Annotated in this window: 12 protein-coding genes and 1 pseudogene; 8 read left to right on the forward strand and 5 right to left on the reverse strand. The window is 62.5% G+C overall.

Annotated elements, in window-relative coordinates:
* From Y707_RS25030 to Y707_RS0110360, 4 genes are all read left to right on the forward strand, one after another.
* The coding region (locus Y707_RS25030; protein ID WP_035781172.1) for a PhzF family phenazine biosynthesis protein at positions 1-684 on the forward strand (684 nt) is incomplete at its 5' end.
* Positions 685-697: 13 nt separating this feature from the next.
* Positions 698-1,960, forward strand: coding sequence for an NRAMP family divalent metal transporter (locus Y707_RS0110350; protein WP_081744774.1), 1,263 nt, complete (start codon positions 698-700; stop codon positions 1,958-1,960).
* Positions 1,957-2,823, forward strand: coding sequence for a putative hydro-lyase (locus Y707_RS0110355; RefSeq protein ID WP_081744775.1), 867 nt, complete (start codon positions 1,957-1,959; stop codon positions 2,821-2,823). Before Y707_RS0110350 ends, Y707_RS0110355 begins: the two co-directional genes overlap by 4 nt.
* A gap of 133 nt (positions 2,824-2,956) precedes the next feature.
* Complete coding sequence (locus Y707_RS0110360) at positions 2,957-3,178, forward strand: hypothetical protein (protein WP_026535035.1); 222 nt, start codon at positions 2,957-2,959, stop codon at positions 3,176-3,178.
* A 184-nt stretch (positions 3,179-3,362) separates the two neighbouring features.
* On the opposite strand, the gene Y707_RS0110365 is transcribed toward Y707_RS0110360, so the two are convergent.
* On the reverse strand, positions 3,363-4,001 hold the full coding sequence (locus Y707_RS0110365) for an NAD(P)-dependent oxidoreductase (RefSeq protein ID WP_026535036.1): 639 nt from the start codon (positions 3,999-4,001) through the stop codon (positions 3,363-3,365).
* The gene (locus Y707_RS25035; protein WP_081744776.1) at positions 3,998-4,939 is read right to left on the reverse strand and encodes an EamA family transporter; all 942 of its coding nucleotides are present in this window, start codon (positions 4,937-4,939) and stop codon (positions 3,998-4,000) included. The genes Y707_RS0110365 and Y707_RS25035 overlap by 4 nt, the downstream gene beginning before the upstream one ends.
* 103 nt (positions 4,940-5,042) lie before the next feature.
* On the opposite strand from Y707_RS25035, the gene Y707_RS0110375 reads away from it, so the two are divergent.
* The gene (locus Y707_RS0110375) at positions 5,043-5,528 is read left to right on the forward strand and encodes a MarR family winged helix-turn-helix transcriptional regulator (protein WP_253905126.1); all 486 of its coding nucleotides are present in this window, start codon (positions 5,043-5,045) and stop codon (positions 5,526-5,528) included.
* Between the two features lie 53 nt (positions 5,529-5,581).
* On the opposite strand, the gene Y707_RS0110380 is transcribed toward Y707_RS0110375, so the two are convergent.
* The 3 genes and pseudogenes from Y707_RS0110380 to Y707_RS33250 all read right to left on the reverse strand — a co-directional run.
* Entirely contained in the window at positions 5,582-6,193 is a 612-nt protein-coding gene (locus tag Y707_RS0110380; RefSeq protein ID WP_026535038.1) for a dihydrofolate reductase family protein, read from the reverse strand.
* Positions 6,194-6,326: 133 nt separating this feature from the next.
* Positions 6,327-6,473 carry a hypothetical protein gene (locus Y707_RS33245; RefSeq protein ID WP_333782842.1) on the reverse strand — a complete coding sequence of 49 codons (147 nt, stop codon included), beginning with the start codon at positions 6,471-6,473 and terminating at the stop codon, positions 6,327-6,329.
* 130 nt (positions 6,474-6,603) lie between these two features.
* Positions 6,604-6,861: pseudogene (locus Y707_RS33250) on the reverse strand (maleylpyruvate isomerase family mycothiol-dependent enzyme); the annotation flags it as partial.
* Between the two features lie 278 nt (positions 6,862-7,139).
* Between Y707_RS33250 and Y707_RS0110390 the strand changes: the two are divergent.
* The 3 genes from Y707_RS0110390 to Y707_RS0110400 are packed head-to-tail and all read left to right on the forward strand — an operon-like array spanning position 7,140 to position 10,412.
* Positions 7,140-7,787 (forward strand): hypothetical protein, encoded by a 648-nt coding sequence (locus tag Y707_RS0110390; RefSeq protein WP_026535039.1) that lies wholly within the window; start codon positions 7,140-7,142, stop codon positions 7,785-7,787.
* The gene (locus tag Y707_RS0110395) at positions 7,787-9,646 is read left to right on the forward strand and encodes an ABC transporter ATP-binding protein (RefSeq protein WP_026535040.1); all 1,860 of its coding nucleotides are present in this window, start codon (positions 7,787-7,789) and stop codon (positions 9,644-9,646) included. Before Y707_RS0110390 ends, Y707_RS0110395 begins: the two co-directional genes overlap by 1 nt.
* 1 nt (position 9,647) lies before the next feature.
* Entirely contained in the window at positions 9,648-10,412 is a 765-nt protein-coding gene (locus Y707_RS0110400) for an energy-coupling factor transporter transmembrane component T family protein (protein WP_026535041.1), read from the forward strand.
* Positions 10,413-10,852: the final 440 nt, after the last annotated feature.

Here is a 10,852-nt window from a genome sequence, read left to right on the forward strand (position 1 = left end):
GGCGGCCGCCATTACCCGCTGCGGTACTTCAGCCCGGTCGCCGAGGTCGCGTTCTGCGGTCACGCCACGATAGCGACGGCGGTGGTGCTGGCCGAACGGGAAGGGCCGGGGCTGTTCGTATTCGATACGCCGGCCGGCGGGATCCAAGTCGAAACCGAACAAGACGCCAGCGGAATCCGGGCGGGTTTACGCAGCGCCCCCACCCACTCCAGGCCGGTGCCCGACGACGAACTTGCCTCCGCGTTGTCGGCTCTGGGCTGGTCGCCGGAAGACTTGGCACCCGATTACCCGCCGCATATTGCTTTCGCGGGCAACGAGCACCTGATTCTTGCGGTCCGCACCCGGGAATGTCTCTCTGACCTCGACTACAACTTCGATCACCTATTGACCCTGATGACAGCCCGCGGCTGGACCACTATCCAACTGTTCTGGCAGGAGAACGAGCGCACCTTCCACGCCCGCGACCCGTTTCCCGTCGGCGGTGTGGTGGAGGATCCGGCCACCGGTGCGGCAGCCGCAGCGCTCGGCGGTTATTTCCGCGCGCTCGGTCTTGTATCCGCGACCCGTCAATTCACCATCCACCAAGGGGCGGACATGGGCCGCCCCAGCGAGCTCGCCGTCGTCGTTCATTCCGATGATCCCCGGGTGACCGTTTCCGGTTATGCCGTTCCGATACCGAATTAGAGAGGATAAGAACATGGCCAAGAAGGACCACCATGCCGCGGCCGAAGAGCCCGAGGTAGCGGTTCCGGACGTCAACGGGAAAATGAGCAAGACCCATAAACGGGTCCTTTGGGGAGCCATCTTCCTGATGGCGACGTCGGCTATCGGCCCGGGCTTCCTGACGCAGACGGCTGTTTTCACTAACGAGTTTGGCAGGAACTTCGCCTTCGCGATCCTGCTGTCGATCATCATCGACATTGGCGCTCAGGTTAATATCTGGCGCGTCCTGGTCGCTGCCAAGAAGCGCGGCCAGGATGTCGCCAACATGGTGCTTCCGGGACTCGGTTCGGTCATCGCCGTCCTGGTTGTTATCGGCGGACTGGCGTTCAATATCGGCAACGTGGCCGGCGCCGGTCTGGGCCTGCAGGTGCTGTTCGGGATCTCGCCAAAGTGGGGTGCGGTGATTGCAGGAGTGCTCGCGATCATTGTTTTCAGTTTGAAGAACTCCGGGAAGATCATGGACGCCGTGGCGATCATCCTCGGTGGCGTGATGATCATTCTGGTGGCGTTCGTGATGTTCGTGGCCAGGCCGCCTTTCCTCGATGCAGCCGTGAGCAGTGTCGTGCCGGACGATTACGCAATTCTCGTCCTGCCGGTCATTACGCTGATCGGTGGCACCGTGGGCGGCTACATCACCTTCGCCGGCGCACACCGGCTGATTGACGCAGGGGTCGTCGGCAACCAAAACGTCAAGTTTGCGGGCAAGGCGGCGACCCTCGGCGTTGTCACCACCGGCGTGATGCGCGTGCTCCTGTTCCTGGCGGTGCTCGGCGTCGTCGCAGCCGGGAATGTTCTAAATCCCGATAACCCGCCGGCCTCGGTGTTCAGGATTGCCCTCGGCGACGTCGGTTTCAAGATCTTCGGCATCGTGCTCTTCTCGGCGGCCATCACCTCCGTCATTGGCGCGGCCTACACCAGCGTGTCGTTCCTGCGTTCCTTCCACCCATCCATCGCCGGGAACAACAACAAGTACATTATTGGTTTCATCGTCTTCTCGACCGTGGTGTTCGTGTTCGTCGGGCAACCGGTCGCGATCCTCGTCATCGTCGGTTCACTGAACGGCCTGATCCTGCCCTTCACCCTCGGTACGGTACTCATTGCCTCGCGGCAAAAGCGTATCGTCGGCGACTATAAGCATCCAATGTGGATGATCATTTTCGGCATCGTGGCGGTCCTCATTACGATCGTGGCCGGGTGGCTCTCACTGCAGGCGATCGCTGAAGTGTGGACCGGATGAGCGCCGGAGGAATCGACGGCGGCCGGAGTGCTGGGTTCGACGGCGACCGGAGTGCTGGAATCGATGGCGACGGAGTCAGCGTGGATCCGTCCTCTCTGACGGCTGCCGAAGCGCGGGCCGAATTCAGGAGCGGGAGGATTGTGCCGACGTCGGGCTGGGCCTCCGGCTACACCCAGGCCAACCTGCTGATCGTGCCCAAAGCTGAGGCATTCGACTTCCTCCTCTTTGCCCAGCGCAACCCCAAGTCCTGCCCGGTCCTTGGAGTGCTCGACGCCGGTGAAACCACCGGCCCGCTATTGTCCGACGGCGACATTCGCACCGACGCTCCGCTGTACCGGGTCTACGTGGACGGCGCGCTCGAGACTGAAACGCCGGACATAACCGGCTGGTGGAGGGACGACTTGGTCTCCTTCCTGATCGGCTGCAGCTTCACCTTCGAACGGGCGCTGCTCGAAGGCGGCGTTCCTCTCGCGCATCAGGAGCAGGGCGTGAACGTGCCGATGTACCGCACCTCCGTGCGCTGTGAAGGTGCAGGCGTCATGGGCGGGCCGATGGTGGTTTCGATGCGCCCTATGCTGTCGTCGCAGGTCGCGGATGCGGTTCGAATCACTGCACGCTATCCAGCCGTTCACGGTGCACCAGTGCATGTTGGCGATCCCGTTGCGCTCGGGATCGAGAACCTGGACCGGCCCGATTTCGGTGACGCCGTGAAGATCCGGCCGGGCGAGATCCCTGTGTTCTGGGCCTGCGGCGTCACGCCACAGGCCGCGGTGATGGAATCGAAACCGTCACTGGCCATATCGCACGCGCCCGGACATATGTTCATCACCGATGCGAGGGACAGCGACTACCTCGTGCCGTAATCGGCCGATGTCGTGGCGCAGTTCCACAATCCGATCATCCGCAGATGCCACGGTGTGCGATGTTTCGCGTCGTCTGGCGTCTTCCCTCACGCGGTGAATCCTGCTAGATTTTTGGAATACGAAGGAGAAGCACATGCCGACCAATACAGTGGATGACGTTCGCTCGAGTCTTCTGCAGGTGTTGCTGGACAAGGTGAACTCAGAACCTTATCCTTCAGCAACTATGCTCAACATCATCGAGTCGCTGCTTAAACCTGATGAGGTCCCGGACTACGTCGAACACCTTGTCGATAAGGTCCGCGCCGACACTTATCCCAGCATCGACATGCTGAAGCGTATTCAACAATTCGTCTAAAGACGGATTCTGCGACGCCAGCGAGCAGGAGCACCTGGCTTGTTATGGAGCGCGCGCATCCGAAGTTGAACAAAACACCAGCCGACTGCGCATCGCCCTGTCAGTTGCCGATGGTTAAACGGGAAGTTCTCCGGCCTTCTATACGGGCCACCCCTTTGTGGGGCGGGGCAGCGGGTAGGGCGCGCTAGTACGCCACGGTGAAGTGACGCCTGTCGGAGTCGGCGTTCTCGATCTCGTCCACGGTGGCGATGGCGAAGTCTTCGGCGGAAATGCGAGAGACACCTTCGACGTCGATGAGGAGTCGGTTTTCTCCGCGTCGGTAGGTCCCGGTGCGTGTTCCTGATTCGAAGAGCGCAGGCGGACTTAGGTAGGTCCAGTCAGCTTGATTCGTGGTGCAGGCGTTGAACTGGTCGACGCTGGCTTGTGCGATGGTTCGCCACTGCCGGGGGACGAAACGCTCGTCGTCGATCACGAGCCGGTCTGAGTGGTCGGGGCTTAGGAGCGGGCCCGCGCCCCCTATGACGATAACCCGGCGTCCGGCGTGCCGGGCTGCGTCGAGAACGGTGGTCAGCGGGGTGATGATATTATCTTCTGTTCCGGGGACCGGTCTAGTGGCAAGTACGATGACGTCGTGCCCAGCCGCTAAGCGGCCCATGGATTCCGGATCCGCGGCGTCGGCAGTGAATAACGTGAGTCCCGGGAGACTTGCCGTCACGGTGCTATCTGATCGCGAGAAACCGGAGACGCTGTGTCCTCGACCGGCTGCTTCGGCAGCTATGCGGGACCCGGCCATCCCTGTTGCCCCGATAACGGCAATTCTCATGAGGTCCTCCTTGTCTGTGCGGCGGACATCGCCGGCTCATTGACGTCAGGGTCGATGGTCTTGGCGAGATCGGTGGTATTAGGCTGTTTCGGGCGTGGGCTGAGTTGGCTTGCGACGATGGCTGTCAATGCAAGGGCAAACCCGGCCATTTGCACGACGCCGAGATCTTCGCCGAGCAGGAACGCTCCGAGTGTCGCGGCAACCAGTGGTGAGAGCAGTCCGAGGACGGCGACCGAGGCAGCCGGAAGACGGCCGATGCCACTGAACCACAGCGTGTAGGTGAGGAGTCCGCCGATGAGTCCGAGCCACGCGTAACCGGCCAGTGCTGTGGTGTCGGTGTTCGCGGGGACGCCCTCAAAGATCAGGGTGATGGGCAACAGGAACAGCCCACCGGTGGTCAATTGCCATCCAGCCAAGCCCATCGCGGGCACCCCTGCGGCTCGGCCCCATTTTTTGGTGAGGGTGACGCCGAATCCCATGGAGACGGCGCTCAGCAGTCCGGCGATGACGCCGACCGTATCGAGTTGGGTGGAACGGAGGACGACCAGGGCCACACCGATGACCCCGGCAATGCCCCATGACAGGCGCCACGCGGAAAATCTTTCGTGCAGGATGGCGACGACGAGGATGGCGACAACAAGTGGTTGCGCAGCGCCCAGTGTGGCGGCAACACCGCCGGGCAGGTGGTAGGCGGCAATGAAGAGCAGCGGGAAGAACGCACCGATGTTCAGCACTCCCAGCACAGCGGACTTCCACCACCAAGCGCCCGTGGGCAGCACGCGGGTCAGCGCAATTGCGAGCAGCCCTACCGGTAACGCCCGCACCAGTGAAGCGAACAGCGGATGCCCGGCAGGCAGCAATTCAGTCGTCACAATGTAGGTAGTTCCCCACACTGCTGGTGCGATCGCCGTGAGCAACGTGATCTGCAACCTGTTCATCAGGGATTCCTTAGGGTTAAACTATTGAACGTTGAAAAGGCTACGGTGTTAGACTCCACAGTGTCAAACAGTTCAAGGTTGAGAGGTTATTGTGAAGGATAGCGTGGACCGAATCATCGCGCAGTGGGCAGAGGCACGCCCCGATGTCGATGTCAGTCCGATGGCGGTACTCGGCAGGCTCTCCCGTCTTACGCGCCTGTTCGAGCGCGAGTTGCAGGCGGTTTTCTCTCAATACAGCCTGCAACCGGGAGAGTTCGACCTCCTCGCGACTCTCCGACGCGCAGACACCGACGGGTATGGCCTGACAGCGGGCGAACTTGCGGACAGCGCCATGGTCACATCGGGTGCAATCACAAACCGGCTTGACCGACTCCTCGCCAAGGAGTTGATCACCCGGGAGGCGGATCCGCGCAGCCGCCGCACCATTCGCGTCGCTCTCACGCAGCGGGGGCAAGAGGTCGTCGACGCGGCGCTGCAAGACCATGTCGCAAACGAAGAACGCTTACTCTCAATAATGACAGCCGATCAGCGTGAACAACTCGAAGGGCTGCTACGCGCTCTCCTCCACGATCACGAGAACCGCGGTTAACTTCGCGGTCAAGACACCGCCGTTCCGCTAGCAATGGCTTCAGCGAACTGGGCTCAGCCGGCGCTGTCTCTGCGGTAACGGATGTGGGTGGATAGCGGTGATTGGAGCACCTCGACGGGCTCGAAGCCGAACGCCTCGACGCCGTCGAACATGCGCTCGCCGCTGCCGAGCAGGACGGGTGCAATGTCGAGGCTGAGTTCATCGATCACGCCGGCGTTGAGTGCCTGTCGAACTGTCGAAGCGCCGCCGGCGATGTCCACGCCGTTGCCGTCGGCCGTTTCGAGCGCCTGCACATAGGCGGCGTCGAACCCCTCGGTGACGAAGTGGAAGGTGGTCCCGCCCTCCATCTGGATCGGTTCGCGTGCGTGGTGAGTGAGCACGAAGACCGGGGCGTGGTAGGGCGGCTCGGGTCCCCACCATCCGTTCCACACCTCGTTCCACTCACCGCGGATCGGCCCGAACATGTTTCGGCCCATGACGTAGGCGCCGCGAGGGCGCATGAGCCATCCGTTGGCTGTCTTGTCGGCTTCGGTCGCACGCGGATCGCCGATATGCCAGCCGTGCAGCTCGCCGCCGCGCTTGCCCAGCGGATTGTCCCGGCTCTGCTCGGGTCCGGCGACGAAGCCGTCGAGCGAGATGGACATGTGGCAGGTAGTGTCGGACATCAACATCTCCCAGGAAGCAGTTGCGGGTTGCAAGTGATGGGCGTCACTGTAGCAGGTCGTCGGATGATCGCCGCAGGATCGACGGCAGGCGTGCTGTGCCCGCTGCACCGCAAGAGGAATCGGTTTCCCCTCATCAGTTCGCCACCGTCAGCGCAGCGACGCCCGGTCCGTCGAGGTCGTCCAGCGCCTCCCGCCGTCCGGAGACAGCCAGGAGGAGTGAAAGCGCGGAGCCGCGCGCTTCTGGGCCGTCGCCGATCCACACGTCTTGGTCCGCTGCCATCAACTGAACACGGGCGACAAGCTCCTTCGCACCGCCGAAGGCCGCTGGCGTGCGAGCCTGGAGGCGAAGCCACCTGACCAAGCCGCTCCAACGTCTCCTGCGGTGAGTCACCGCGCTCGCGCAGCACCCCGTTGGCGTTCTGGCGGTCGAAGTCGAACCGTGCCCGGGCAAGGCCAACCACGAAGCCGATACGCGTCGTTCGCGCCGTGTCGACCAGATGCGCGACCACGTCATGCACGGTCCACTCTCCGCAGAGCGACGGCTGCTCCCACTGTTCGTCGTCGAGGTCCTTGAGGTCGTTGATCAGCGCCGCACGCTCTGCGTGCACCATCCGCCAGAGATCCTCCACAGTTCTCTCCTTCGCTCGGTTCCGGTTGACAACAACCATTAGACGCGTTCAACTCTCGAAACTCATCGGTACCAGGACCACAGGGCGGATTGTGCCGCGGGAGGCTAACCTTGCTGACGCTGTCCGACCATCTCCATATCGTGGCCTGAGGCAATGCACAATGGCACCAGCCGCAGAGTTCATTTGCTGTTTACTTCCGGCTGACCGCCGGTTCACACTCCGTACCTACTGTCGAATTACAGGCGTTGAAGAAATCCGCCTGTTCGCACCGTATGCGACTGCTTGCAGCACCTTCCGTTCTCCCAGTAAGGGGTTCCATGACTGCCAACAAAATGACGACGCCGACGCAACAGGCGAATAACCGGGCTTCCGCACCCAGAGCCATGGTGGTGGCCGCACTGGTCGCCGTTCTTTTCTTCTTTGGGCTGCTGATCTTTGAAAGAATCCCGGAAATCCCGGTCGACATTGATTTCAAGCCGTTCTTCATTCCATTCATGTTCCTGGCGCTGCTTCCCAAGGGGCTGCCGACACTTGCAATCCCACTCGGTGCCGCCGTCGGCGAATCGATTGGCGACATCATTGAAGGCTACGAGGTCGACGACGTCTTCGGCTTCTTCGGCTATTTCGTTGGCTTCGCCATTGCCGGCCTGATCATCAATGGAAAACCCCTCAAATGGGGCCGCGTTGCGATGGCCTGCATCGTGGGTGCGCTGGTCCAGGCGGTTATCGAAGCGTCCGCCTTCATGCTCTTTGGTGAAGAAGGCCTGAGCGTGGCTCTGTTCAGCGCCTTGGGCAACACCATCACCCACGGCATCATCCTCGGCGCCATCATCACCATCCCGCTGGTGCGGGCCCTGCACGGAAGGCTCGAACGGTTGCTGGGCTACACGCCGCACCGCCCGCAGGAGGCGTCAAATCAGCAGAGCGTTTCCCGCCCGATGCCGTCGAAGAGTGAAGCCAAGTAATGATTACAGCTCAGTCGCTTGAACTTACCTACCCGGAAACTGAACAGCCCTCGCTGGCCGGCGTCGACCTGCAGTTGAATGCAGGCGAGGTGCTTGGGGTCGTGGGTCCCATGGGCGCCGGGAAGACAACACTGTGCATGTCCCTGGCAGGCCTGGTGCCGCGAACCACCGGCGGCGAATTCGGCGGGGATCTTGAAGTTGTGGACCTGGACCCGCGCCAGGCGCCGGTGCCGGACGTGGCGCAGCGAATCGGACTGGTGTTCGAGGACTACGCCTCGCAGTTGACGCAAATCACCGTGCTGTCCGAAGTGATGGCGCCGATGCTCAACCATGACGTGCCGGTGAAGCAGGCGGAGGCGGAAGCGCGGCGTTTGCTCAGCGAACTCGGGCTTGCCCGGCTCGACCTTGAGCACAAGCGCACCTGGGAGCTCTCCGGTGGACAACAGCAGCGGGTCGCGATCGCGGCGGCCCTTGCAGCTGATCCGCAGGTGCTCATTCTGGACAACATCACCGGCCTGCTCGACCCGGATGGCAAGGAGGAAATCCGCTCGCTGGTCAGCCAGCTCTCACAGCGAATGACGCTCGTGGTGGTGGAGCAGGACATCGACCTCCTGGTTGGCGTTGCCGACCAGCTGCTGATGCTCCGCGATGGACAGGTCAGCGCGCTCGGCCCGGCCGATCAGTTGCTGCGGGACCTGACGGCACTTGACGACGCCCAGGTGGAGCCGCCCGTCGTCGTGCAAGTTGCGCAGGCAGCCGGGCTGCCCGATAATCCGCTGACTGTTGAAGAGTTGACGTCGGTGGTTCAGTCTCCCGACGTTATGGAATCCGCGGCGCCGGATGTTCCACAACCCGCCGTCCTGGGACCAGAGGTTTCTGCGCCTGTTCCAGAGATCGACGCTCCCGAACCAGAGGTCGACATTCCTGGACCTTGGATCCGCGCCCCTGAACCAGAGGTCGACATTCCTGGACCTTGGATCCGCGCCCCTGAATCAGACGACCGCCCGAAAGCCGTTGAAATCGACCACGTGTCGTTCGCCTACCCGGACGGGACGATGGCGGTACAAGACGTGGCGCTGCGGGTTGCACCGGGCGAGGTGCACGCGATTGTGGGAGGCAACGGTGCAGGCAAGTCCACTCTGCTGCGGATGCTCTGCGGCCTGGTCCGGCCGTCCTCCGGCACCGTACGGATGGATGGGAAGAACACCCGGGAATGCTCGCCGGCGGAACTGGCCCGGACTGTCGGCACCGCCTTGCAGAACCCGGATGAACAGATCACCGAGCGCACCGTTCGCGAGGAAATCGGCGACGCGCTCCGGCGCCGCCGGACCCGCCGCACGGGATGGTTCAAGCGTGAGGTCGTCATCTCCGACGAACAGATCGCCGAGGCAGTCGACCGTGCAGTGGAACTGGTGGGCATACCAACCGACCTGATGGACCGGGATCCCACGCACCTGTCCCGCGGACACCGGAAACTGGTGGCCATCGCCGGCGCCCTCGTGCTCGATCCGGCGGTGTTGATTCTCGACGAACCCCGCGTATCGCTGGATGCTCCCGCCCGTGCGGCCCTGCGCCGGTTGCTGCACGAACTACGCGACCGGGGCACCGCCGTCGTCATTGTTGAACACGATCTGGACCTGGTCGCGGAAACGGCAGACACGGTTACTCTGCTCGACCTGGGCCGCGTGGTTGCATCCGGAAGTCCCCACGCCGTCTTCGGCGCAAATGGGGCGGAAGCCCTGGCGAAAACGTCGCTGCGACCGCCGCGTGCTGCCCAAGTGGCAGCAGCCTTCGGCGTGGATGCGATTACGGTCGCTGAACTGGCCACCCAACTTTATCCCGTCAAACAGGAGGTCTGAGATGCGGGTACCACTGCTCTACACAGAAAAAGACAGCTTCCTGCATCGCCGCGATCCGCGGATCAAGCTGCTGCTCTTCGCCGTCGTCATCGTCTTCCTGTACACCGCCCCGAACTGGCAGTGGATGCTCGCCGCGAGCGTCCTCGGGCTGGCGCTCAGTATTGCTGCCCGCGTGCCGCCGCTGGTGCTGCTGGTTCTGTGGCTGCTACAGCTTCCCAACTTCATCGGCCTGGTCGCCATTCCGCTGGGTCAGGATCTGTTGGCGGGTAACTTCTCGCCCTTTGACGGCGACCTGGACTTCGGGCTCAAGCTGGGGCTGGCATGGTCGGCCGCACTCTTTTTGAGCCTGGCGCTGCTATCCACCATGTCGCCGGACAAGATTACAGATGGCATGCGAGGCCTGAAAATTCCGGAGCCGCTGTGCTTCCTGGTCGGGTACTCATTCCTGCTGATGTATGCCAGCATGTCGGATATTTTCCGCACCATCGATGCGATGAAACTCAAGGGCATCGAACTGACTATCCGTAGACCGATTGAGAGCATCGGGAACATGGCGAAACTGTTTGTCCCCGCCGTGATCATCATGGCGCGGCGGGCAGGCACCATGATGTCCACACTGCAGCTGCGCGGCTTCTCCTTCACGCACCGGCCCGCCACCACGCTCGGGGCCGTCGGCGCGGCCGACATCGCGCTGCTGGTTGCCGGCGTCGGCGCATTGGCGGTGGCTGCACTCATGCGGTTCGCCCCGGCGATGCTGGGTCTGTAACCGGCTGGGTCTGTAACTGGCTGATAGGCCGGGTGGGCCTGCGGACCTGCCCGGACGCAGCTTATTGATGACAGTCAGAACGGCGTCAGCCTCGACAGCGTCCCGGGGAGCGTCGACGACTGCATGGATGCAGGCCTCATGAGCGGCGCCTGAATGCCGCGCTTCATGGAAGTTCCACATCGGTGCGGGGGATGCCTGTGCTTTCGGTTCCCGCATTATTCGTCTTTCGTTATTTATTTGTTATCTGGCAGCGAACAAGGTTTCGAATATTGTCGGTGCCGGCTGGTGTACTGAAGGTATGGCAAACGAGGAAGCTCCAGAGGGCGGGAACAGCGCAGACGCTCCCGCTGGTGTCTTTGAGCTGCCGGAATTGGCCGGACCGCTCGGCGAGGTGAACCCCGGGGACTTGTCGTACCACGAAGCCACCCGGGCCCTGGTCT

The sequence above is a fragment of the Arthrobacter sp. H14 genome (genome assembly GCF_000520495.1).
GTDB lineage: Bacteria > Actinomycetota > Actinomycetes > Actinomycetales > Micrococcaceae > Arthrobacter_C.

What these genes read in the sequence shown, in the direction of transcription:
- Y707_RS0110355 (WP_081744775.1), top strand. Translation starts at nt 1,957, where the DNA reads ATGAGCGCCGGAGGAATCGACGGCGGCCGGAGTGCTGGGTTCGACGGC.
- Y707_RS0110390 (WP_026535039.1), top strand. Translation starts at nt 7,140, where the DNA reads ATGACTGCCAACAAAATGACGACGCCGACGCAACAGGCGAATAACCGG.
- Y707_RS0110365 (WP_026535036.1), bottom strand. Translation starts at nt 4,001, where the DNA reads ATGAGAATTGCCGTTATCGGGGCAACAGGGATGGCCGGGTCCCGCATA.
- Y707_RS0110360 (WP_026535035.1), top strand. Translation starts at nt 2,957, where the DNA reads ATGCCGACCAATACAGTGGATGACGTTCGCTCGAGTCTTCTGCAGGTG.
- Y707_RS33245 (WP_333782842.1), bottom strand. Translation starts at nt 6,473, where the DNA reads ATGGCAGCGGACCAAGACGTGTGGATCGGCGACGGCCCAGAAGCGCGC.
- Y707_RS0110380 (WP_026535038.1), bottom strand. Translation starts at nt 6,193, where the DNA reads ATGTCCGACACTACCTGCCACATGTCCATCTCGCTCGACGGCTTCGTC.
- Y707_RS25035 (WP_081744776.1), bottom strand. Translation starts at nt 4,939, where the DNA reads ATGAACAGGTTGCAGATCACGTTGCTCACGGCGATCGCACCAGCAGTG.
- Y707_RS0110395 (WP_026535040.1), top strand. Translation starts at nt 7,787, where the DNA reads ATGATTACAGCTCAGTCGCTTGAACTTACCTACCCGGAAACTGAACAG.
- Y707_RS0110400 (WP_026535041.1), top strand. Translation starts at nt 9,648, where the DNA reads ATGCGGGTACCACTGCTCTACACAGAAAAAGACAGCTTCCTGCATCGC.
- Y707_RS0110350 (WP_081744774.1), top strand. Translation starts at nt 698, where the DNA reads ATGGCCAAGAAGGACCACCATGCCGCGGCCGAAGAGCCCGAGGTAGCG.